22 protein-coding genes are annotated in these 21,654 nt (G+C 65.6%); 10 read left to right on the top strand and 12 right to left on the bottom strand.

The genetic code is table 11. The features are described 5' to 3' along the window. Positions 1–121 precede the first annotated feature (121 nt). The 5 genes from yidC (at position 122) to ACFMBG_RS18655 (ending at position 5,159) form a co-directional block, all read left to right on the top strand. A complete protein-coding gene (yidC, locus tag ACFMBG_RS18635; protein WP_421056191.1) occupies positions 122–1,927 on the top strand; it encodes a membrane protein insertase YidC in 1,806 nt (601 codons plus the stop codon). Further along, positions 1,924–2,676 (top strand): MOSC domain-containing protein, encoded by a 753-nt coding sequence (locus ACFMBG_RS18640; RefSeq protein ID WP_421056192.1) that lies wholly within the window; start codon positions 1,924–1,926, stop codon positions 2,674–2,676. Before yidC ends, ACFMBG_RS18640 begins: the two co-directional genes overlap by 4 nt. Further along, positions 2,676–3,323, top strand: coding sequence for a ribosome biogenesis GTP-binding protein YihA/YsxC (yihA, locus tag ACFMBG_RS18645; RefSeq protein WP_421056193.1), 648 nt, complete (start codon positions 2,676–2,678; stop codon positions 3,321–3,323). The genes ACFMBG_RS18640 and yihA overlap by 1 nt, the downstream gene beginning before the upstream one ends. A 33-nt stretch (positions 3,324–3,356) precedes the next feature. After that, positions 3,357–3,692: a DUF2946 family protein gene (locus ACFMBG_RS18650; RefSeq protein WP_421056194.1), complete on the top strand. Its 336-nt coding sequence runs from the start codon at positions 3,357–3,359 to the stop codon at positions 3,690–3,692. A 69-nt stretch (positions 3,693–3,761) separates the two neighbouring features. After that, positions 3,762–5,159: a PepSY-associated TM helix domain-containing protein gene (locus ACFMBG_RS18655; protein ID WP_421056195.1), complete on the top strand. Its 1,398-nt coding sequence runs from the start codon at positions 3,762–3,764 to the stop codon at positions 5,157–5,159. A 183-nt stretch (positions 5,160–5,342) separates the two neighbouring features. On the opposite strand, the gene ACFMBG_RS18660 is transcribed toward ACFMBG_RS18655, so the two are convergent. Further along, complete coding sequence (locus tag ACFMBG_RS18660; RefSeq protein ID WP_421056196.1) at positions 5,343–6,071, bottom strand: SDR family NAD(P)-dependent oxidoreductase; 729 nt, start codon at positions 6,069–6,071, stop codon at positions 5,343–5,345. A gap of 135 nt (positions 6,072–6,206) precedes the next feature. On the opposite strand from ACFMBG_RS18660, the gene argB reads away from it, so the two are divergent. The 5 genes from argB to ACFMBG_RS18685 all read left to right on the top strand — a co-directional run bounded on the left by argB (position 6,207) and on the right by ACFMBG_RS18685 (position 9,867). After that, the gene (argB, locus tag ACFMBG_RS18665) at positions 6,207–7,067 is read left to right on the top strand and encodes an acetylglutamate kinase (RefSeq protein ID WP_421056197.1); all 861 of its coding nucleotides are present in this window, start codon (positions 6,207–6,209) and stop codon (positions 7,065–7,067) included. A 141-nt stretch (positions 7,068–7,208) separates the two neighbouring features. Next, positions 7,209–8,003 carry a sterol desaturase family protein gene (locus ACFMBG_RS18670; RefSeq protein WP_421056198.1) on the top strand — a complete coding sequence of 265 codons (795 nt, stop codon included), beginning with the start codon at positions 7,209–7,211 and terminating at the stop codon, positions 8,001–8,003. A 108-nt stretch (positions 8,004–8,111) separates the two neighbouring features. Beyond that, complete coding sequence (locus tag ACFMBG_RS18675) at positions 8,112–8,813, top strand: ferredoxin (RefSeq protein ID WP_421056199.1); 702 nt, start codon at positions 8,112–8,114, stop codon at positions 8,811–8,813. Continuing rightward, positions 8,810–9,307, top strand: a complete 498-nt coding sequence (locus ACFMBG_RS18680; RefSeq protein ID WP_421056200.1) for a SixA phosphatase family protein — start codon at positions 8,810–8,812, stop codon at positions 9,305–9,307. The genes ACFMBG_RS18675 and ACFMBG_RS18680 overlap by 4 nt, the downstream gene beginning before the upstream one ends. A gap of 107 nt (positions 9,308–9,414) precedes the next feature. Continuing rightward, positions 9,415–9,867 carry a DUF411 domain-containing protein gene (locus ACFMBG_RS18685; protein WP_421056201.1) on the top strand — a complete coding sequence of 151 codons (453 nt, stop codon included), beginning with the start codon at positions 9,415–9,417 and terminating at the stop codon, positions 9,865–9,867. Positions 9,868–9,956: 89 nt separating this feature from the next. Here the strand turns inward: ACFMBG_RS18685 and ACFMBG_RS18690 are convergent, their stop codons facing one another. The 11 genes from ACFMBG_RS18690 to ACFMBG_RS18740 all read right to left on the bottom strand — a co-directional run bounded on the left by ACFMBG_RS18690 (position 9,957) and on the right by ACFMBG_RS18740 (position 21,564). Next, positions 9,957–10,748: an amino acid ABC transporter ATP-binding protein gene (locus tag ACFMBG_RS18690; RefSeq protein ID WP_039173494.1), complete on the bottom strand. Its 792-nt coding sequence runs from the start codon at positions 10,746–10,748 to the stop codon at positions 9,957–9,959. A gap of 12 nt (positions 10,749–10,760) precedes the next feature. Then, a complete protein-coding gene (locus tag ACFMBG_RS18695; RefSeq protein ID WP_421056202.1) occupies positions 10,761–12,059 on the bottom strand; it encodes an amino acid ABC transporter permease in 1,299 nt (432 codons plus the stop codon). A gap of 3 nt (positions 12,060–12,062) precedes the next feature. Beyond that, positions 12,063–13,295: an amino acid ABC transporter permease gene (locus ACFMBG_RS18700; protein ID WP_421056203.1), complete on the bottom strand. Its 1,233-nt coding sequence runs from the start codon at positions 13,293–13,295 to the stop codon at positions 12,063–12,065. Between the two features lie 127 nt (positions 13,296–13,422). Continuing rightward, positions 13,423–14,439, bottom strand: a complete 1,017-nt coding sequence (locus ACFMBG_RS18705; protein WP_421056204.1) for an amino acid ABC transporter substrate-binding protein — start codon at positions 14,437–14,439, stop codon at positions 13,423–13,425. Positions 14,440–14,670: 231 nt separating this feature from the next. Further along, positions 14,671–15,375 carry an ATP12 family chaperone protein gene (locus ACFMBG_RS18710; RefSeq protein WP_421056205.1) on the bottom strand — a complete coding sequence of 235 codons (705 nt, stop codon included), beginning with the start codon at positions 15,373–15,375 and terminating at the stop codon, positions 14,671–14,673. Positions 15,376–15,379: 4 nt separating this feature from the next. Next, entirely contained in the window at positions 15,380–16,048 is a 669-nt protein-coding gene (locus ACFMBG_RS18715) for an HAD-IA family hydrolase (protein ID WP_421056206.1), read from the bottom strand. Beyond that, entirely contained in the window at positions 16,045–17,091 is a 1,047-nt protein-coding gene (locus ACFMBG_RS18720) for an RluA family pseudouridine synthase (protein WP_421056207.1), read from the bottom strand. Before ACFMBG_RS18720 ends, ACFMBG_RS18715 begins: the two co-directional genes overlap by 4 nt. Then, positions 17,088–17,468: a fluoride efflux transporter CrcB gene (crcB, locus tag ACFMBG_RS18725; RefSeq protein ID WP_421056208.1), complete on the bottom strand. Its 381-nt coding sequence runs from the start codon at positions 17,466–17,468 to the stop codon at positions 17,088–17,090. The genes ACFMBG_RS18720 and crcB overlap by 4 nt, the downstream gene beginning before the upstream one ends. A gap of 144 nt (positions 17,469–17,612) precedes the next feature. After that, on the bottom strand, positions 17,613–18,935 hold the full coding sequence (locus ACFMBG_RS18730) for a replication-associated recombination protein A (protein WP_421056209.1): 1,323 nt from the start codon (positions 18,933–18,935) through the stop codon (positions 17,613–17,615). Then, positions 18,935–20,326, bottom strand: a complete 1,392-nt coding sequence (locus ACFMBG_RS18735) for a trypsin-like peptidase domain-containing protein (protein WP_421056210.1) — start codon at positions 20,324–20,326, stop codon at positions 18,935–18,937. The genes ACFMBG_RS18730 and ACFMBG_RS18735 overlap by 1 nt, the downstream gene beginning before the upstream one ends. A gap of 188 nt (positions 20,327–20,514) precedes the next feature. Then, positions 20,515–21,564 carry a TauD/TfdA family dioxygenase gene (locus ACFMBG_RS18740; protein ID WP_421056211.1) on the bottom strand — a complete coding sequence of 350 codons (1,050 nt, stop codon included), beginning with the start codon at positions 21,562–21,564 and terminating at the stop codon, positions 20,515–20,517. Between the last annotated feature and the right edge of the window lie 90 nt (positions 21,565–21,654).

A 21,654-nucleotide genomic window follows, 5' to 3' on the forward strand; every position in this document is an offset into this window, starting at 1 on the left:
TTGCAATTTATGCCGCGCCGGGACGCTCTGCCGCCCCGGCGCGGCCTGATTCTGCTTGACCTTTGCGGCCCACCTCTGTTGAACCCCTCCTGTCCTTCCCTATACGAGGTGGCAGTCCCCAATGGACGATCAGAACAAAAATCTTATTCTCGCAACCGTACTCAGCTTTCTGGTGATCCTCGGGTGGTACACGTTCTTCCCGCCCCCGGAGCCCGAGCAGGCACCTGAAACCGCGATCAGCGAAACCGCCCCCGCAGGCGACACCGCGCTGGCCCCCAGCGCCTCGGCAGAGGCCGTGGCCGGCAGTGCCGCGGAACAGGCCGAAGCGCCCCAGGCCGCGCGTCTGGCCATCGACACGCCGCGGGTGACCGGCAGCATCTCGCTGCAGGGCGGCCGGATCGACGATCTGTCGCTGAAGGACTACCGCGAGACGCTGGACGAGAATTCCCCGATCGTCAAACTGCTGAAGCCGGTGGGCGAACAGCAGGCCTATTACGCGCTCTACGGCTGGGCCCCGGGCGCGGGCCTGTCGCTGGATGAGGTGCCGGGCGCCAACACCATCTGGAGCGCCGGGGCAGATGCCACCCTGACCCCGGACAGCCCTGTCACCCTGACCTGGGACAACGGCAAGGGCCTGACCTTCAGCCGCACCATCTCGGTCGACGAGGATTACATGTTCTCGGTCACCCAGTCGGTTGCCAATGCCTCCGGCGGCACCGTGTCGCTGGCGCCCTACGGCACCCTGGCCCGCCACGGCCAGCCCGAGGGCCTGAAGAACTTCTTCATCCTGCACGAGGGCCTGGTCGGCATGTCCGACGGCGAGCTGGCCGAGATCGACTATGACGACATGGCCGACTTCGAGGCCGATCCGCGCGACGGCTCCAGGGCCGAGGTCCGCCAGGTCGCTGAGAACGGCTGGATCGGCTTCACCGACCACTACTGGATGTCGACCCTGATCCCCGAGCCGGGCCAGGCCTTCCGCTCGATCGCGAAATTCGACGAGCGCCGCGAGATCTACCAGACCGACATCGTGCTGCCGACCGTGACCGTCGCCGACGGCCAGTCCTCGGAAGTGACCACCCAGCTGTTCGCCGGCGCCAAGGAATGGGACGCCATCCGCGGCTACCAGTCGGAAGGCATCGACGGCTTCCTGGACGTGATCGACTGGGGCTGGTTCTTCTTCCTGACCAAGCCGATGTTCTGGCTGCTGCACAATCTGAACGTCCTGATCGGCAACATGGGCTGGGCGATCATCGGCCTGACCGTGGTGATCAAGGTCCTGGTGTTCCCGCTGGCCTATAAATCCTACGCTTCGATGGCGAAGATGAAAGAGCTTCAGCCGGAGATGGAGAAGCTCAAGGAGCGCGCCGGCGACGACCGCCAGAAGATGCAGAAGGAGATGATGGAGCTTTACAAGCGGGAGAAGGTGAACCCCGCCGCGGGCTGCCTGCCGATCCTGATCCAGATCCCGATCTTCTTCTCGCTCTACAAGGTGATCTTCGTCACCCTGGAACTGCGCCACGCACCGTTCTTCGGCCCGTTCCAGGACCTCAGCGCGCCGGACCCGACCTCGATCATGAACCTGTTCGGCCTGCTGCCCTTTGCGGCCCCGGCCCCGGAAAGCATCCTGGCGCTGGTCTTCATCGGCATCCTGCCGATCCTGCTGGGCGTCTCGATGTGGCTGCAGCAGAAACTGAACCCGGCGCCCACCGACCCGACCCAGCAGATGATCTTTGCCTGGATGCCCTGGGTGTTCATGTTCATGCTCGGCGGCTTCGCCTCCGGCCTGGTGGTCTACTGGATCGCCAACAACACGATCACCTTCACCCAGCAGTATCTGATCATGCGCAGCCACGGTTATAAGCCGGACGTGTTCGGCAACATCAAATCGAGCTTCAGGAAGAAGCCGAAGGCTGAGAAGGAATGACCTTCGAGGTCACAGATATCTGGCGCCACCCGCTCAAATCGCACGGGCGGGAGGCACTAGAGGCAGTAACCGTGAGCGCCGGGCAGACCATGCCCGGCGACCGCGTTTGGGCGGTTGCGCATGAGGCGTCCAAGGCGGACGGCTCCGAATGGGCGCCGTGCCAGAACTTCACCCGCGGCTCCAAGGCCCCGCAGCTGATGGCCATCGGCGCTCGGCTGGACGACGCCAGCGGCCAGCTGACCCTGACACACCCGGACCGGCCCGATCTGACCTTTGATCCGGAGAACCCGGAGGATCTGCCGCGCTTTCTGGACTGGGAAAAGCCGCTGCTGCCCGCGAACCGGGCCGGCTCCTCCCGCATCGTCCGGGTGCCGGGCCGCGGCCTGACCGATACCGATTTTCCCTCGATCAGCCTGTGCAACTGGGCCTCCCACCGCGCGGTGGAACAGGCCATCGGCCATGAACTGTCGCCGCTGCGCTGGCGCGGCAACATCTGGTTCGATCTGGGTGAGGCCTGGGCCGAACACGGCTGGCTGGGCCGCGAGGTGCAGATCGGCGGGGCTGTGTTTGCCGTCCGCGAGCGCGTGGTGCGCTGCCTGGCAACCACCGCCAACCCGGAAACCGGCGAGCGCGACGCCGACACGCTGAAAACCCTGAAAGACAACTGGGGCCATCAGGATTTCTCGGTCTATGCCGAGGTGGTCCGCGGCGGCCCTGTCCGCATCGGTGATGCGGTGAAAGTACTGTGATGCAGATGCAATTCCCCTTGGCCGAAGAGCCAGACGAGTTTTCCCTGGAAAAAGGCCGCAAGCTGTTTGCGGGCCAGACCGAGTTCCTGAAGGGCGTGGTGGCGATGAACGGACTGCCCGGCGCCGACCGGATGGAGGTCTGCTTTGCCGGCCGCTCCAATGTCGGCAAGTCGAGCCTGATCAACGCGCTCACCGGCACCAAGGGCATCGCGCGCGCCTCCAACACGCCGGGCCGCACCCAGGAGATCAACTTCTTCACCCAAGGCCCGGAGCTCTATCTGGTCGACCTGCCCGGCTATGGCTATGCCAATGCGCCGCTGGCGGTGGTGGAGAAATGGCAGCGGTTGCTGAAGCAGTACCTGTCCGGCCGCCAGAACCTGCGCCGCGCCTTTGTGCTGATCGACAGCCGCCACGGCGTCAAGAAGGTGGACGAGGACATCATGAAGCTCTTGGACAGCTCCGCGGTGACCTTCCAATGCGTGATGACCAAGGCCGACAAGGTCAAGGAGAAGGACCGCGCCAAGGTGCTGGAGCAGGTCCGCGGCGCACTGGCGAAACACCCGGCGGCCTATCCGGAGATCGTGCTGACCTCGTCTGAGAAGGGCGACGGCATCGCGACACTTCGCTCGATCATCGCCAGCCTCTGATCCATGCTTGCCCGCCTCGCTTCCTGCCTGGTTGTGATCGCCCTGGCCGTGGCCGGGCTGATCCCGTCCGGCTGGATGCCGGGCACCGGGCAGGACGGCAAGGTGCTGCTGGTGATCTGTACCGGCCACGGCCCGGTGGAAACTTGGGTCGACCTGGATGGCGAAGGCGGCCACGCCCCAACCGAACAGATGGAAGACCGCAGCTGCCCCTTTGCCGCCCTTGGCGCGGTGGCGCTGCTGCCGGACAGCCTGATCGGCCTGAACCTGGATGCGCCTCTAAGCGGCCGCTGGTCGCGCGAGGCCTTCACCCACCACAGCGCCGGCTTCCACTGGCGCTACGACGCCCGCGGCCCGCCCGCGCTCTCCTGATTTTCTGAACACCCAATGATTTCCGCCGGCACATTCGTGCCCGGCCCTGTTCCGATATGGAGAGACTCAATGGCGACCAGCCAACCGCATTCCGCGGGCCAATCGCGTCCGCTGTCCCAAAAATTCTACGCCGCCGTTTGGCGCTGGCACTTCTACGCCGGCCTGTTTGTGATCCCCTTCCTGATCATGCTGGCCGTCACTGGCCTGATGATGATGTTCATCACCCAGTTCGACGGCCGCGACGGCGAGAAGATCACCGTCAGCCAAGGCGCCGCCGAGCTGAGTATCCCCGCGCAGGAGGCCGCCGTTCTGGCCGCCCAGCCCGGCACCATCGCCGAATGGATCGGCCCCAAGGCCCCTGATCTGGCCGCAGTGTTCCGGGTGAAAACCGACGCGGGCCAGCGCCTGGTCGCCCTGAACCAGTACAGCGGCGAGGTGATCGAGGTCTGGGACCGCCGCGCAGGCTGGTATGACCTGGCCGACAACATCCATTCGACCCTCCTGATCGGCGACACCGGAGACCGGCTGATCGAGATCGCGGCGGGCCTAGGCATCGTGCTGGTGCTGACCGGCCTCTACCTGTGGTGGCCGCGCGGCAATGCCGCCAGCGCATTCATCCCCAACTTCCGCGCCAAGGGTCGGGCGCTGTGGAAGAACCTGCACGCCGTGACCGGTTTCTGGATGTCGGCGCTCTTGGTCATCTTTCTGATCTCCGGCCTGTCCTGGACCGGCATCTGGGGCGGCCAGATGATGCAGGCCTGGAGCACTTTCCCGGCGGCGAAATGGGACAACGTGCCCCTGTCCGACGACATTCACGCCAGTATGAACCATGGGCATACAAACGACGTACCTTGGGCGCTGGAGCAGACCCCGATGCCCGCCTCCGGCTCTGACACAGGCATCACCGGCATCGCCGAAGGCGCGCCCGTGGATGGGGCCAGCCTGATCGCCCTGGGCCGTGCCTTGGGGATGGAGGGCCGCTTCCGCCTCGCCTACCCCGGCGGCGAAACGGGCGTCTGGACCCTCAACCGCGACAGCATGAGCGGCGACGGCGACAGCCCCTTCATCGACCGCACCGTGCATGTGGACCAGTACAGCGGCAAGATCTTGGCGGATGTGAAATACGAGGACTACTCATGGGCCGGTAAGGCGATGGCCGTCAGCATCCCCTTCCACATGGGCCTGATGGGCACCTGGAGCTTCCTCCTGAACGTGGTGTTCTGCCTCGCGGTGATCTTTGTCTGCGTCTCAGGTCTTGTGCTGTGGGTCAAGCGCCGCCCCGCCGGAGCCGCCCGCCTGGCCGCCCCGCCGGAACCGGCAGAGATGCCGTTCTGGAAAGGAGCCGCGCTGATCGCGGTGCTGGTGTCGCTGGCCTTCCCGCTGACCGGGCTGGCGCTCTTGGCCGTGCTGGCCTTTGACGTGCTGCTGCTGGGCAACCTGCCGGTGCTGAAACGCGCGGTGAGCTGACGGCGCTAAGGCCCAACTTCTGAAAAGGGCAACGCCCGTCCGCCGGGTGGGCGTCCCAAGCTTTCGTGTGGCAGTTTATTCCTCAAACCACATCCTCGGCAGCGTATGCTCTACCCGTAGCAAAACGCCCGCCCGAGGGGGCGGACGGGCGTTGCCCGGCGCGCTTCGCGCTTGTTCCGGGCTTTAAACGTGCTGCGCGCCGTTCACCTCGATCTCGGTGCCGGAGATATAGGAACTCTCTTGCGAGCACAGGAAGTAGATCGCCGCCGCCACTTCCTCCGGCTGGCCCAGCCGCTGCATCGGCAGCTTCTCGACGATCTTCTCGGTGCCGGGCGACAGGATCGAGGTTTCCACTTCGCCCGGCGCAATGGCATTCACCCGCACCCCCATCGGCCCGAAGTCATGCGCCATCTCCCGCGTCAGCGCCGCCAGCGCCGCCTTGGAGGTGGCATAGGCGGCCCCGGCAAAGGGGTGCACCCGGCTGCCCGCGATCGAGGTCACATTGACCACCGACCCCTTGGCCGCCGCCAGCTCTTCCTTGAGGCCGCGGGCCAGCACCACCGAGGCAAAGAAGTTCACGTGAAACACCTTGCCCCAATCCGCCAGATCGGTGGTCAGCGTGCTGAGCCGCTCGCCCCCCGGCCCCTTGGGCGAAATGCCGGCATTGTTGACCAGCGCGTCCAGCTTTCCGTCCAGCCGCTCCTGGATCACGCCAACGGCGTTGATCGTGTCGGCCGGATCCGACAGGTCCAGCTGCACGTGATCCTCGCGGCCGCCGCCCCAGGGGCACTCCTCCGGGAAGGGCTGGCGCGAACAGGTGATCACCCGCCAGCCCTCGGCATTAAAGCGGCGCACGGTGGCGTGGCCGATGCCGCGGCTGGCGCCGGTCAGCAGCAAAGTCTTCTGGCGCATGGCGCACTCCTCATGAGAGAATCTGGCCTGAGCCTACCAGCCGCGCCGCCATCCGCAACGGGGGTGCGCCAAACGCAACCCTTGGCAGCGGCGCCGGAACCCCGTAACACATTCAGGCCAAGGGATGATGCAGCAATGAAGAAACAAGACATGAATCGCGATTGGATTGCCACCGCCGAAACCCTCTCCAGCGCGCTGCCGTATTTCCAGCGCTTTGCCGGGGCGATTGTCGTAATCAAGCTGGGCGGCCACGCCATGGGCAGCGACGAGGGCATGGAAACCTTCGCCCGCGACATCGTGCTGATGCGCCAGGTCGGGGTGAACCCGGTGATCGTGCATGGCGGCGGGCCGATGATCAACGCGATGCTGGAGAAGCTGCAGATCAAATCCGATTTCGTGAACGGCAAGCGCGTCACCGATGCCGCCACCATGGAAGTGGTGGAGATGGTGCTGTCCGGCGTCGTCAACAAGCGCATCGTGCAGGCGATCAACCGCCAGGGCGGCCGCGCCGTCGGGCTGTCGGGCAAGGACGCCAACCTGATCACCTGCGACCAGGCCGACCCGGACCTGGGCTTTGTCGGCGCACCCGCCGAGATGGACCCCAAGGTGCTCTATGGCCTGTTTGAAAAGAACATGATCCCGGTGATCGCCCCGATCGGCGGCGGCCGCAACGGCGAGACCTTCAATATCAACGGCGACACCGCCGCCGGCGCCATCGCCAAGGCGCTGACCGCCGACCGGCTGCTGCTGCTGACCGATGTCGCCGGGGTCAAGAACGCCGATGGCGACGTGGTGACCGAGCTGAAGGCGGCGGATGTCGAGGAGATGACCGCCAGCGGCGTGATCGCGGGCGGCATGATCCCCAAGACCGAAACCGCGCTGGATGCGGTGCGGAATGGCGTGCGCGCCTGCACCATCGTTGACGGCCGGGTGCCGAATGCGGTGCTGCTGGAGCTTTACACCGACCACGGCGCGGGCTCGATGATCCGCGCCTGAGGCGGCTTTTGCAGGGGGAATGCGGGGCGCTGCCCCTCTTGGCCCCCTGGGCCAATTCACCCCGGGGTATTTTGGGCCAGAAAGAAGCGGCAGCCTGCCGGCAGGCTTGCTTTTTGGCGATATATGCGCATCGCTGCATGTATGGAGAATGAGAGCCTGATCCGCCTAGGGGTCTTCCTGGGCCTGTTTGCGCTGTTTGCGGCGGCAGAAGCCTGGGCGCCGCGGCGCGGCCGGAGCCTGCCGCGGCAGCGGCGCTGGCTGACCAACCTGTCGATATCCGTTCTCAACACGCTGACCCTGCGGGCGCTGGCGCTCGGTCTGCCGCTGCTGGCGGTCGGGGCGGCGCTGGATGCGGCAGAGCACGGCTGGGGGCTGCTGAACGCGGTGCGCTGGCCTGCCTGGGCAGAGCTGCTGCTGGCGGTGCTGGTGCTGGACTTCGCGATCTGGCTGCAGCATCTGATCACCCACAAGGTGCCGCTCCTGTGGCGGCTGCACCGGGTGCATCATGCCGACCGCGACATGGACGTGACCACCGCGGTGCGGTTTCACCCGGTCGAGATTGCCCTGTCGATGCTGCTGAAGATCGGGCTGGTCTATCTGCTGGGGCCCTCTGCCCTGGCGGTGGTGCTGTTTGAAATCCTGCTGAACGGCACTGCATTGTTCAACCACGCCAACCTGGCGCTGCCGCGCAGAGTGGACGGTCTGCTGCGGCGGCTGCTGGTGACGCCGGACATGCACCGGGTGCATCACTCGATCCATCGCCACGAGCATGACAGCAATTACGGCTTTGCCCTGTCGGTCTGGGACCGGATCTTTGGCACCTATACGGCGCAGCCCGGTAAGGGGCACGACGGCATGACCGTGGGGCTGAAATGGCAGGACGGGCGGCCTGCGCGGCTGGGCTGGAGCCTGCTGCTGCCGTTCCGCCGCCGCTGAACGGCGCGGCAGTAAGACGCCGGCAGGCGATTGCGGGACGTTTTTGCCCTCCGGCAACGGGCCCCGCGCTGCTAGGCTCGCCCCGAGCCACCAGACCGGACGCCGCATATGACCCTGACCGACCTGCCAGATTCCCCTGCCCGTAAGTCCCAGCTGTATGCAAGGATCGAAGCCCGGGCCGCGCAGGCCGGGCTGATGGTCCTTGGCGCGCTGCACCCGCGGCGCCAGCCCGTCAAGGCGCTGGAGGGCGGCACCCTGGTCCTGCTGGGCACGGCGAAGGGGTTCTGGCCGCGCTTCACCGCCAGCCCGGAGCACGGCGATGGCGCGCCGGACCCGGTGGACCGCTGGTCGCAGCGGGTGATCGGCGCCCTGGCAGCCGGGCTGGGCGGCTGCGCCCATTACCCCTTTGGCGGGCCGCCCTATACCCCCTTCATCAACTGGGCGCTGGCCTCGGGGCGGTTTTTCACATCGCCGTCACAGATGATGGTGCATGATCAGGCCGGCATGATGATTTCCTTGCGGGGGGGCCTTCACTTCAAACAGGAATTTGACATCCCCCCTCCTCCTTTGGCAGAGTCACCGTGCCATAGCTGCCGCTCCCGTCCCTGCCTGACCGCCTGCCCGGCCGCTGCGCTGGCGGATGGGGGTCCCTACGATCTGGCGGCCTGCCACGGCTATCTAGATACCAGCGCAGGCGCCGGCTGCATGACCGGCGGCTGCCTCGCCCGCCGGGCCTGCCCGCTCAGCCGCAACGCCGGCCGGGACCCTGACCAAACCGCACATCACATGAGGCATTTTCATCCGCAATGACCTGCACCTTGATCCTGACCCGCCACGCCAAATCCGCCTGGGACACCAATGTGCCCAGCGACCACGCCCGCCCGCTGAACAAGCGGGGCCGCCGCTCGGCCCCGGCCATTGCCGATTGGCTGCGCGGCAACGGCTATCTGCCGGATCAGGTGATCTCCTCCTCGGCGCAGCGCACCCGCGAGACCTGCGAGCTGATGCAGCTGGGGGTGCCGGCAGCCTTCACTGAACGTCTGTATCAGGCCAACTCGGAGATCATGTTCAAGGTGCTGAGCCAGGCCGAGAAGCCCCGCGTGATGCTGATTGGCCATAACCCCGGCATTGCCGCCTTTGCCCATTCCATCGTCGCCAGCCCGCCGGACCATTCCCGGTTTGACGATTACCCGACCGGCGCGACGCTGGTGGTGGAGTTCGGTATCAAGAGCTGGAACGACCTCAGCTGGAGCAGCGGCAAGGTGATCGATTTCGCCGTTCCCCGGGAGCTGCTGGGCGAATAGCCCCTGCGGCACGGCAGCGCATCCAGCGCGGGAGGCCTCTGGCGCCTGCGCGTTTGCGGGCCTAGGTTACCTGCCGGACACGCCGCCTCTGAGGACTGGAGATCACCATGAACCGCCGTACCCTGCTGCTGGCCGCAGCCGCCCTGCCCCTGGCCCGCCTCCCCGCCCTTGCCGCCGCGGACGGCACCATCCGGGTTCTGAAGTCGCCCACCTGCGGCTGCTGTACCGGCTGGGTGGAGCATCTGACCGCCGCCGGGCTGGACACCGAAGTGCGGGACGTGCCGGATGAGCAGCTCTGGGCCACAAAGGAGCGCCTGGGGATCACCAGCGAGCTGTCCTCCTGCCATACTGCGATGGCCGGCGGCTACGTGATCGAGGGCCATGTTCCGGCCGAAGACATCCAGCGTCTTTTGGCAGAGAAGCCCGCCGCCATCGGCCTGACCGTGCCGGGGATGCCCATCGGCTCTCCGGGGATGGAGATGGGGGATGAGCGCGAGGCGTTCGATACGCTGCTGATCCTGGCGGACGGCACCACCGAAGTCTTTGCCAGCCATTCCTGAACAAAAAAGGCCGGGCATTGCGCCCGGCCTCTTTTTTGTCTTCCCAAGCCCCGTAGGGTGGGCGATTCCGCCCACCGCGGGTACGGCTGTCAGTGGCCCAGGATCTGGCTGAGGAACAGCTTGGTACGGTCGCTCTTCGGGTTGTTGAAGAACTCTTCCGGCTCGTTCTGCTCCACGATCTGGCCCGCATCCATGAAGATCACCCGGTTCGCCACCTGACGGGCAAAGCCCATCTCGTGAGTCACGCAGAGCATGGTCATGCCTTCCTCCGCGAGCTCGATCATGGTGTCGAGCACCTCCTTGATCATCTCCGGGTCCAGCGCCGAGGTCGGCTCATCGAACAGCATGATGCGCGGCATCATGCAGAGCGAGCGCGCGATGGCCACACGCTGCTGCTGGCCGCCCGACAGCATGCCCGGGTATTTGTGGGCCTGCTCCGGGATCTTCACCTTTTCCAGGAAATGCATCGCCCGCTCTTCGGCTTCCTTCTTGGGGGTCTTGCGGACCCAGATCGGCGCCAGGGTGCAGTTCTCCAGGATGGTCAGATGCGGGAACAGGTTGAAGTGCTGGAACACCATGCCAACCTCGGAACGGATCTTGTCGATGTTCTTGAGGTCGTTGGACAGTTCTGTGCCATCCACCACGATCTTGCCCTGCTGGTGCTCTTCCAGCGCGTTCAGGCAGCGGATCAGGGTGGACTTGCCGGACCCGGACGGGCCCGCGATGACGATGCGCTCGCCTTGGTTGACGGTCAGGTTGATGTCGCGCAGCACGTGGAACGAGCCGTACCACTTGTTCATGTTGGTGATTTCGATGGCGACCTCGTCGCTCACCTGCATCTTGGAGCGGTCGATTGCGCGGTCGGACATAAGTTCAGACATGTGTTGAACTCCTTAACGGTGGTCGGTGGCGAGACGGCGCTCGAGCCACTGTGAGTATTGAGAGATGCCGTAGCAGACGACGAAGAACAGAAGCGCGGCAAAGCCCAGGAGTTCCCAGTACACCCCGTTCCATTCGGTGGAGGCGAGGATCGGGCCGCGGATCATGCCGACAAGGTCGAACATCGAGATAACCGAGACCAGGGTGGTGTCCTTGAACAGGCCCACGGCCACGTTCACGATGCCCGGGATCGAGATCTTCAGCGCCTGCGGCAGGATGATCAGCCGCATCGCCTGGGGGTAGTCCAGGCCAAGGCTGTCAGCCGCTTCGTACTGCCCCTTCGGAAGCGCGGCGAGACCGCCCCGGATCACCTCGGCGATATAGGCCGCGGAGAACATGGTGATCATGATCACCACGCGCAGGAACAGGTCGACGGTGCTTTCCGGCGGGAAGAAGTAGGCCAGCATCACCGATGCCACGAACAGCAGGGTGATCAGCGGCACGCCGCGCACGAACTCGATGAAGATCACGCACATCCACTTGATCAGCGGCATGTCCGACTGGCGCCCCAGCGCCAGCGCGATGCCCAAGGGCAGCGACAGCGACACGCAGGTCACGCCCAGCATCAGGTTCAGCATGAAGCCGCCCAGATCGCGCGAGGGCACCGGCGACAGCCAGGCATCCTCCGATGCGCCTTCAGGGATCAGCATGCCGCCGATGATCCAGACCGCCAGCGCCACTGCGATAGCCCCGAAAAAGCCGATGGCAAAGCTGCTCTTGCCAAACTTCTGGAACACGGCCGCAGCCGCTGCAAAGCCCACAACAGCGACCACCGGAACCATCAGCGTGCCGCCCCAGATCAGCCAGAAGGCCAGGAACGGGTAGACGGCAGTGAAGGCCAGCAGCTTGCGCGGCAGGTCGAAGAACAGAACCGGCGCCGCGGCCAGCAGGAACAGCACCAGCGCCAGGTTCGGACGCCAGTATTGGTCACCGGGGTACTTGAAGCCGTAGAGAAGCTGGTTCCAGCGCTCGGTCAGCACCGAGAAACAGGCCCCGGTCTTGCCCTGCAGCACCTCGCGGCACTCGGCCAGCGAGCTGGTGGTCCAGACCCCGTTCAGCACCCAGGGCAGGATGTTGCTCAGCACCATGTAGATCGCGGCCAGCGCCACGATGGTCAGCGCGGAGTTCGCGGCGTTGGAGAACAGGTTCTCGCGCAGCCACTTGATCACGCCGGTTTCAGACGCCGGCGGCGGGGCCGGCGGGATCTGGGTTTCGCGGACAAAGGCGACGGAATGTGCGTGTGTATCGCTCATGTCTCAGCGCTCCTTCAGCTTCACAGATGCGTTGTAGACGTTCATCACCATCGAGATCACCAGCGAGGCGGTGAGGTAGAACAGCATCAAGAGCAGCACGCATTCGATGGCGCGGCCGGTCTGGTTCAGCGTGATGCCGCCAAGGGTTGCGGTGATATCCGCATAGCCCACGGCGATGGCGAGCGAGGAGTTCTTGGTGATGTTGAGGAACTGCGAAATCAGCGGCGGGATGATGACCCGCAGCGCCTGCGGCAGAACCACCAGGTTCATCACCCGGCGCGGACGCAGGCCCAGCGCGGATGCCGCTTCGGTCTGGCCCTTGGACACCGCCTGGATGCCGGCCCGGACGTTTTCCGCGATGAAGGCGCCGGTGTAGATCGACAGCGCGAACCACAGCGCGATCAGCGGGCCGCCAACCTTGATGCCGCCGCTGAAGTTGAAGCCCCTCAGCTCAGGGTATTCCCAGGTCAGCCCCATGATTATTGTCAGCGCCAGGAACGGCACCAGCCAGGCTGCGAGGATCGGCAGCAGGGTCTTGGGGCGGACACCGGTGGCTTCCTGCTTGTGGTTGGCCCAAACGTTGATCTGATGCGCCACACCCCAGGACAGGGCAAAACCGGCCAGGATCAGCAGCCAGTTCATCGCGGTGCTGGCAAAGATGCCGTTCTCGAACCAGGGCATCGGCGTGTAAATGCCGCGGTTGGTGAAGGCAAAGGAGTCAAACAGCATGCTGGCGGTGGCGTCGTCGCCGCGGAACGCCCGCGGGCCCGGCAGCACCGCCGTCATGATGGTGAAGATGATGATGATCCAGATCAGCACCGGGATGTTGCGGAAGATCTCCACATAGGCCGCCATCAGCTTGGACACGAGCCAGTTGTTGGAAAGCCGCAGAACCCCGGCGATCACCCCGAAGATGGTGGCGGTGATACAGGCCAGGAAGGCCACCAGCAGGGTGTTCAGCAACCCGACCAGCGCGGCGCGCGCGTGGCTGGACTGGCTGTCGTATTCAACCAGGGTCTGGTTGATGTCGTACCCGGCCGAGTCGCCAAGGAAGGTGTAGGAAATATTGAGCCCGGCAGCCCGCAGGTTCTGGATCAGGTTGTTGCCCAGATACCAGATACACAGGGCCAGAACGATCGCCGCAATCACCTGGAAGGTCAGTGAACGGTAGCGGGTATCGTTAATGAGCATAGACAGCCGAAAGGTTTCGTTCGGCGGGTCAGTAAGCGTTGACATGTATTGTGATCCCCTGGCTCCGGTTTTTTTGTCCTGGCGGCGTTTGTCGCCGCTCCGCATTGGACCGGAGCTTTTTTCAGATAGGAAAAGGGCGCAGGAAATTCCTGCGCCCCTCCCGGTGGTATGTTTAGCGGAACGGCGGAGCGTACAGCAGGCCGCCTTCGGTCCACTGGGCGTTCAGGCCGCGGGCCAGGCCGACCGGGGTGTCTTCACCGATGGTCTTGGCAAAGATTTCGCCGTAGTTGCCGTTGGCTGCGACAGCTTTCTGCGCCCAGGTGGCGTCCAGGCCCAGCATCTCGCCCAGGGTGCCTTCGGTACCCAGCAGACGGTTGATTTCCGGGTTGTCGGTGCCGGCCGCCATTTCGCTGATGTTGGCCGAGGTGATGCCCAGCTCTTCAGCTGCGATCAGCGAGTTCAGGGTCCAGCGGACAACGTCACCCCACTCGTGGTCGCCGTGGCGGACCAGCGGGCCCAGCGGCTCCTTGGAGATGATTTCCGGCAGGATCACGTGGCCCGACGGATCGTCGAAGGTGGCGCGGGTTGCGGCCAGGCCGGAGGCGTCGGTGGTGTAGACGTCACAGGCGCCCGCCAGGTACTGCTGCTGCGCTTCGGCGTTGGTTTCGATCGGAACCGGCTCATACGAGATGTTGTTGGAGCGGAAGAAGTCCGCCAGGTTCAGCTCGGTTGTGGTGCCGGTCTGGATGCAGACGGTGGCGCCGTCCAGTTCCTTGGCCGAGGACACGCCCAGATCTTTCGGGACCATGAAGCCCTGGCCGTCGTAGTAGTTCACGCCGACGAATTCGAACTTCAGGTCGACGTCGCGCGAGAAGGTCCAGGTGGTGTTGCGCGCCAGCATGTCGATCTCGCCGGAGGCCAGCGCGGTGAAGCGGGTCTTGCCGGTGGTCGGCACGAATTCAACAGCGGTCGAGTCGCCCAGCACGGCTGCAGCCACAGCACGGCACACGGCAACGTCAAAACCTTCCCATTCGCCATTCGCATTCGGGGCCGCAAAGCCGACCAGGCCGGTGGTGACGCCGCAGTTCAGCTTGCCGCGGGCCTTCACGTCATCCAGCGTGCCGGCAGCAGCTGCGCCAGCCGCCAGACCAGCAACGGTCAGAGCGCCCAAAAATACGGTTTTTTTCATTTTTACCTCTTCCTGATAGTCCGCCTGTACGGCGGTTCTTATTACCCGGCGATCCCCCGCCGGAAATGAGACCGAAGAAGGGTTTACCCCTTTTTCGCGCCCAAGTGTGGGCGCATTCATCAACAAACGTCAAGGGCGGGATCAGGAAATTCGATGGGCGCGATGCGCACAAATGCCCCGGGAGTAAATATTTTTACTCCACGCGGGCCGAATTGGTAATTTTCTGATCTCTCAGGAGAAATCAAAGAACCGTTTGGCGTGCAAAAATTCCTGCCGTTTGACTTCGGCGGCCGCCGCGGCCTCCTCGTCCTCGCCCCACTGCTCTTCCTGCCAGCGCTCGTCCAGCCGCGACAGCAGCCAGATCTCCTCGGCGCCGCGCCAGCCATGCGCGGCGGCAAAAGCCAGGATCAAAGAGCCGGAAATCCCTACCAAATCGTGGAAAGCGGCCAGCTGGAACGGGTTCATCGCGTGAACCTTTTCCGCCAGCGCCGCCAGCGCCGCGGCGTCCTGCGGCTGGTGCAGCACACCTGTGCGCGGCTGCAGCCGCACCCCCAGCGCCTCCGCCGCCCAGTCCAGCGCCGGGTCCCATTCCTGCGCTTGACGCAACGTCAACTCAACCGGTGCGTCGGCGCGGTAGCACAGAAGGTCGGAATCGCCGTATTCGGCCAGCATGGCGGCAACTTCACTGTGCTGATGTGTCACCTTGTCAATCGCCGCGTTCGCAGAACGGGTGCACGGCATCGAGGACGGGTCGACTGATTCGGTCTGCGCGTCCCACTCGGCGGCAATGGCTTCGCCCATTTCCCGGGTCGGCACCACCAGCGGCGCCTTGGCAGGCGTCTTGACCCGGCGGCCGTCCAGCTCCACCGCAAAGCCGCCGTCGCTCTCCGCAACCGAGACCTCTTTCCAGAACCGTTTCTGTGCCCAGCCGCTCATATCCTCACCCCTTCCAGATTTCTGCCAGCAGCGGGCGCAGCTCCGCGAAATCGCGGATCAGGTAGTCCGCGCCCAGTGTCTCTGCCGGATGGTATCCCCAGGGCACGGCAATGGTGGTCACCCCCGCTGCCCTGCCCATCTCAATGTCAAACCGCGTGTCGCCGATCATAACCGTGCTTTCGCGCGCCACCCCGGTCTCCGCCATCGCCGTCAGCACCATCGAGGGGTGCGGCTTGGACGGGTGGTGATCCGCCACCTGCCGGGTCACGAAACAGTCGAGTTCATGCGCCGCGATCAGCGCCTCGACCCCGCGCTGGGATTTGCCGGTGGCGACGCCCAGCAGGTACTCCGGCACCGCGTGCAGCTCCATCAGCGCCTCCCGCGCACCGGGATAAAGCGGCGAATGCGCCGCGCCTGCGGCCAGGCGGGAGGCCATGTAGGAGGACTTGTAGCCCTCCACCAGCACATCAACGGTGGCGGCATCCTGCTCCGGTGCCAGCTCCCGCATCGCCAGCGGCAGCGACAGCCCGACAATGGACAGGATCGCCTCGCGCGGCGGCACCTCCAGGCCGGCGCCGTGAAACGCCTCTGCCATCGCGCCGGTGATCGCGCCCTGGCTGTCCGCCAGGGTGCCATCGACGTCGAACAGGATCAGCCGCAGCGGTGAACTCACTTCAGATCCTCAAACGGGTCATCCGCCGCCAGGTCCTCGGTCCAGCCGAAGGTGTCCCAGCTTTCCTTCATGTGATCCGGCAGCGGCGCCACCACGGCGATTTCCTTGCGGGTCACCGGGTGTTCAAACACCATCCGGCGCGCATGCAGATGCAGTTTCTTGGAGATCACCCCGCCGATCGAGGCGCCCCAGCCGTCGCCCAGGTTCTCCTGCCCCGAGCCGCCGTATTTGCCGTCGCCGGCAATCGGATGGCCCATGCCGGACATATGCGCCCGCAGCTGGTGGGTGCGCCCTGTGATGGGTTCCATCGCCACCCAGGCTGCGCGGCTGGCGACACGGTAGAGCGTGGCATAAAGCGTATGCGCCCGCTTGGCACCAGGCGTGTCGTCGATGTCGCGCGGATGCACGTTGATCATCTTCTCGCCTTCGCCGGACTTGCCGTGGCCCGGCGCCTTCACCAGCCCGTTCTTGATCTCGCCCAGGTACGGCGTCGGCACACCGGCCACCAGGGCCCAATAGATCTTGCGGGTGTTCTTGTGGCGGAAGGCGGCGGTCAGCGCCTGCGCCGCCTTGCGGTTCCGCGCCAGCACCAGCACGCCGGAGGTGTCCTTGTCGATCCGGTGCACCAGCTTGGGCTTTTCCTCCAGCCCGAACTTCAGCGCCTCCGCCAAGCCGTCCACATGCTTGGTGGTGCCGGAGCCGCCCTGCACCGCCAGCCCTGCGGGCTTGTTCAGCACGATCACATCGTCGTCGCGGTAGATCACGCAGGATTGGATCATCTTGGCATCGGCGTCCGAAATCCGCATCGGCCGCGCCTCGGCCGGCTTCATGTCGCTCTCGGCCAGCGGCGGCACCCGCACCACCTGCCCCGCCTCGACGCGGGTATTGGCCTTCACGCGGGCACCGTCCAGCCGCAGCTCGCCCTTGCGGCACATCTTCTCGATGCGGCCCTGGTTCACATGCGGAAACAGCCGCCGCAGCCAGCGGTCGATGCGCTGGCCGCCATCGTCTTCGCTGACGGTAATCATCTGAACGCCGCTCATGCGAACACTCCCCTTCCGGCCATCAGGCCGAGAAACAGACCGCCGACCGACAGGCCGACGGACAAAACAACATACAGCGCCGCCTGCCCGAAGGCGCCGCGCTCGATCAGGTTGGCGGTCTCTAGCGAGAACGCCGAGAAGGTGGTGAACCCGCCCAGAAGCCCGGTCATCACCAAGGGGCTCAGGTGGGTCAGACCGCGCATCGCCGCGGCCACCACAAACACCCCCATCAGGAAGGAGCCCAGGATGTTCACGGTGATCACCGCCACCGGGAAATCGTGATGCCCCAGCAGGCGGATCATCCCCAGCCCGGCCAGATAGCGGCACACCGCCCCGATTGCGCCGCCAAGGGCCACCATGGAAACCGAAGAAATCATCCCCGTCCTGTCGCCGGCGCAGGCAGGGATGTCAAGTTTTGCCCGTGTTGCACCGCGCGCAGGGCTGTCGCAGGCACAGGCCCCGCCCTTCTTCTGGCCCCCAATATCCCCGCCGGAGGCAGCGGCTTTGCCTGCAAAGCCGCTTTACTTGTTCCGCTTCAGCCGGAGGTTCGCGAAGTAATCCGTGCGCCGCTTCAGTTCGCGCTCAAACCCGCGCTCGACCGGCTGATACAGCACCGGCCGCTTCACCCCGTCGGGGAAGTAGTTCTGGCCGGAGAACCCGTCCTCGGCGTCATGGTCATAGGCATAGCCGTCGCCGTAGCCCTGCTCCGCCATCAGCTTGGTCGGCGCGTTCAGGATGTGCTTGGGCGGCGGCGCGCTGCCGGTTTGCTTGGCCAGCCGCCGGGCGGCCTTGATGCCGACATAGACCGCATTGGATTTCGGTGCCAGCGCCAGGTAGACTGCGGCATTGGCCAGCGCCAGCTCACCCTCCGGGCTGCCGAGGCGCTCATAGGTCTGCCAGGCATTGAGGCAGACGGTATTGGCCTGCGGATCGGCCATGCCGATGTCCTCGGTCGACATCATTGTCAGGCGCCGGGCCAGGAAGCGGGGATCCTCGCCGCCTTCCAGCATCCGCGCCAGCCAGTACAGCGCCGCATCCGGGTCGGAGCCGCGGATCGATTTGTGCAGCGCCGAGATCAGGTTGTAATGCTCGTCGCCGGACTTGTCGAACTTGGCCGCGCGGCGCATCAGCCGGTTAGACAGCGCTTCGCGCCCCAAGGGCGCCTCCACCTTCCAGGCCGCGACCTGTTCAATCAGGTTGAGCAGCGCCCGGCCGTCGCCATCCGCCATCTCATGCAGCGCATCGCGGGCATCGCCACTCAGCGGCAGGGCGCGGCCCAGCTCCTTCTCGGCGCGCTGGGTGAGGCGTTCGAGATCGGCCAGAGACAGCCGCTCCAGCACCAGCACTTGCGAGCGGCTGAGCACAGCGGCGTTCAGCTCAAACGAGGGGTTCTCGGTTGTCGCCCCGACCAGAAGGATGGTGCCATCCTCCATATGCGGCAGGAAGCCGTCCTGCTGGGCCTTGTTGAACCGGTGGATCTCGTCGACGAAAAGCAGTGTGCCCTGGCCGTTCTGGCGGCGGATCTTGGCTGCCTCGAACACCTTGCGCAGCTCCGGCACCCCGGTGAAGATCGCCGAGATCTGCACGAAATGCAGATCCGTCTCCTTGGCCAGCAGCCGCGCGATGGTGGTCTTGCCAACGCCCGGCGGCCCCCAGAAGATCAGCGACGACAAGGACCCCGAGGCCAGCATCACACCCAGCGGCGCCTCCGGCCCCAGCACCTGGGCCTGGCCGATAACCTCGCCCAGCGACTGCGGCCGCAGCCGGTCGGCCAGCGGCCGGTTGGGCGCGGGCTGCTGCGGATCGCTGTCCGCCGTTGCGGGGCTGCCGAACAGATCTGACATCAGAGCCGGAACCTCAAAGACATGTGGCGGCCGCGCCGGTTCAGATCCAGCTGGATCCAGCGGCCGCTGCCCGCGAGAATTGCATAAACGTCATCGGTGCCGGCCACTGCCTGGCCATTGACCGCCAGCAGCTGGTCGCCCGCCTGCACGCCGCCGCGTCCGGCATAAGGCCCGGGATCGGTGACCACCACGCCTTCCGCCGACAAGGGCAGCCCCAGGCGGCTGATCACCTGCGGATTGATCCGGGCCACGGTCAGCCCGGGCAGCGCGGTCTTCTCATCCAGCTGCACCGGGTTGGCGGGCGGCTGATCGGGAGCCGTGATCATCGGCACCTCGATCTCCTGCCGCGCGCCGCCGCGCAGGCGGGTGATGACGGACATATCCCCAAGCCCCGCCACCGACATGCGGAACACCATCTCGGACGGCGAATTCACCACCTCGCCATCCACATGGGTGATCACGTCACCCACCCTGAAACCGGCCTTGGCAAAGGGGCTCTCGCGGTGCAGGTCGGAGATCACCATCCCTTCCGGCACATCCATCCCCAGGGAGGCCGCCAGATCCGCATCCACCGGCTGCCCGGCCATGCCGGCCCAGGGGCGCTGGAACTCTTCCGCGCCGTTTCGGGCCTGATTGACGAACTCCCGCACCAGGTTGGCGGGAATGGCAAAGCCGATGCCGTTGGAGCCGCCGGAGCGCGACAGGATGCGGGTGTTGATGCCAATGAGGTCGCCATTGACGTCGATCAGCGCGCCGCCGGAGTTGCCCGGGTTGATCGGCGCGTCGGTCTGGATGTAGTAGCCAAAACCGTCGCCCGCCCCCATGCCGGTGCGCGCAAGGCCCGAGATGATGCCGCTGCTGACGGTCTGGCCGACCCCGAACGGGTTGCCGATCGCCAGCGCCAGCTCACCCACCTCCACCTGGTCGCTGTCGCGCAGCGTCAGGAACGGCAGGTCCTCGGCCGCCTCCAGCTGCAGGATCGCCAGGTCGCTGGCCTTGTCGCCCAGGATCACCCGCGCATTGTATTCGCGCCGGTCCGCGGTCACCACGCGGATTTCGGTGGCACTGCCGACGACGTGGTAGTTGGACACCACGATGCCATCCGCCGACAGGATCACGCCCGAGCCGAGCGAGTTCTCCACCCGCGGCTGCGGCTGGGCAAAGCCGCGGAAGAAATCGTCGAAGAACGGATCGTTCATGAACGGCGAGCGGCGGCGCTGCTGCACCTGGCGCACCACCTTGGCATAGATGTTCACCACCGCCGGCGCCGCCTCCTTGACCAGCGGCGCAAACCCCAGCGCAATCTCCGCCCGGCTCTGCGGCACCCGTGTTTCGGCGGCGGCAGGCAGGGCGAGAACAATGGCAAGGGCGGTCAAGGCAGGACGGAACATGGGCTCTCCAGCAGCTGTTGCCCGAAGGATATGCGGAGTGCGCTGGCGGAATGCAAGACGGGAGCGCACCAGGGGGCGGAGGGGCGCTGCCCCGCAGGCCGGGCAGAAAAGGGGCGCTGCCCCTCTTGGCCTGACGGCCAATTCACCCCGGGATATTTCCGGCCAGATGAAGGAAGGGCCGGCAGGGCTCAGTCCAGCGGCGCGTGCAGCCTGGTGCCCTTGGTGATGATCCCGCCGCGGCTGCCGGGGGTGATGCTGCCGTAGCGCTGCTTGAAGCACTCCGGCAGTTCCCGGTCGCCCTCCGGCGACAGCCACAGACGGAACAGGTGGCGGCGGCGCGCGGGCTCCGGCCAGTCGGCAAAGCCGGTGCGGTCATGCAGCTGGGAGTGGTTGTAGACAAACTGCATGTCCCCTGGCTGCAGCCGCATGGTCAGATGCAGCGCCGGGTCATTGGCCAGCGCGTCGAACATGTCGAGCGCCGCCACATGCTCCGGCGTCAGCCGCATCGCTTCGGGGAACCGCTGGGCGCTGTCGATATACTGGCGCTGGTAGAACACGGTGAGCCTGCCCTCGTGCCAGCTGAGCGGCGGGATGGTCATGAAGGGCTGCATTCCCTCCGGCACCTCGCCGCGGCGGTCGGTGGCGATCGGGTCGAACAGCCGCGCCAGCAGGTCCGGGCATTCGGCGCGCATCCGGTTATAGATCGCCTCGGCGCTGACCAAGAGCGAATCGCCGCCCTCCTTCGCCGCCTGCAGGCACAAGAGGCCCACCACATCGGCGCTGTCGGTGTGAAAGGTCTGGCGTGCATGGGTCTGGTAGATGCGGGTGTTGGGGTCATTGGCATCGGCGCCAATGTCGCGCACATGGCCCAGGATATGGCCCGCCGCATTCTGCGAGCGTGCAGAGCCCAGATGCGCCCCCACGCCGCAGAAGATGGCGGCGGCCATTTCCTGGCTATAGCCCGCCACCGGCAGGCCGCGCAGCACCTCGAACCCGATGCCGTGCAGCAGCTTGTCCTTCAGCGCCGCCAGATGGGCGGCAAAGCGGGTCAGCGGAAAATCCGCCTTGGTGATTTCACCGATGTCGCGGCCCAGGCTCAGGTAGTGGCGTGCGGCCTGTTCCAGGTCGGCGATGTCCTCCGGCACCAGCTGCACCAGCCAGCGCCCGGGATGCGCCTGCATCTCCGTGCCGGTCCATGCCGCCGGGCCTTCGATCCGTTCAGGCATTTGTTCCAGCATGCTGTCCTCCCCGCTGCGGCGCCTCTGCCCCAAAGATGCGGAAGACGCGGCGGCATGCAACAGAAACTGCCACCGCCCTCTCCCTCTTGC

Source organism: Leisingera coralii, from assembly GCF_049056525.1.
Taxonomy (GTDB): domain Bacteria; phylum Pseudomonadota; class Alphaproteobacteria; order Rhodobacterales; family Rhodobacteraceae; genus Leisingera; species Leisingera coralii.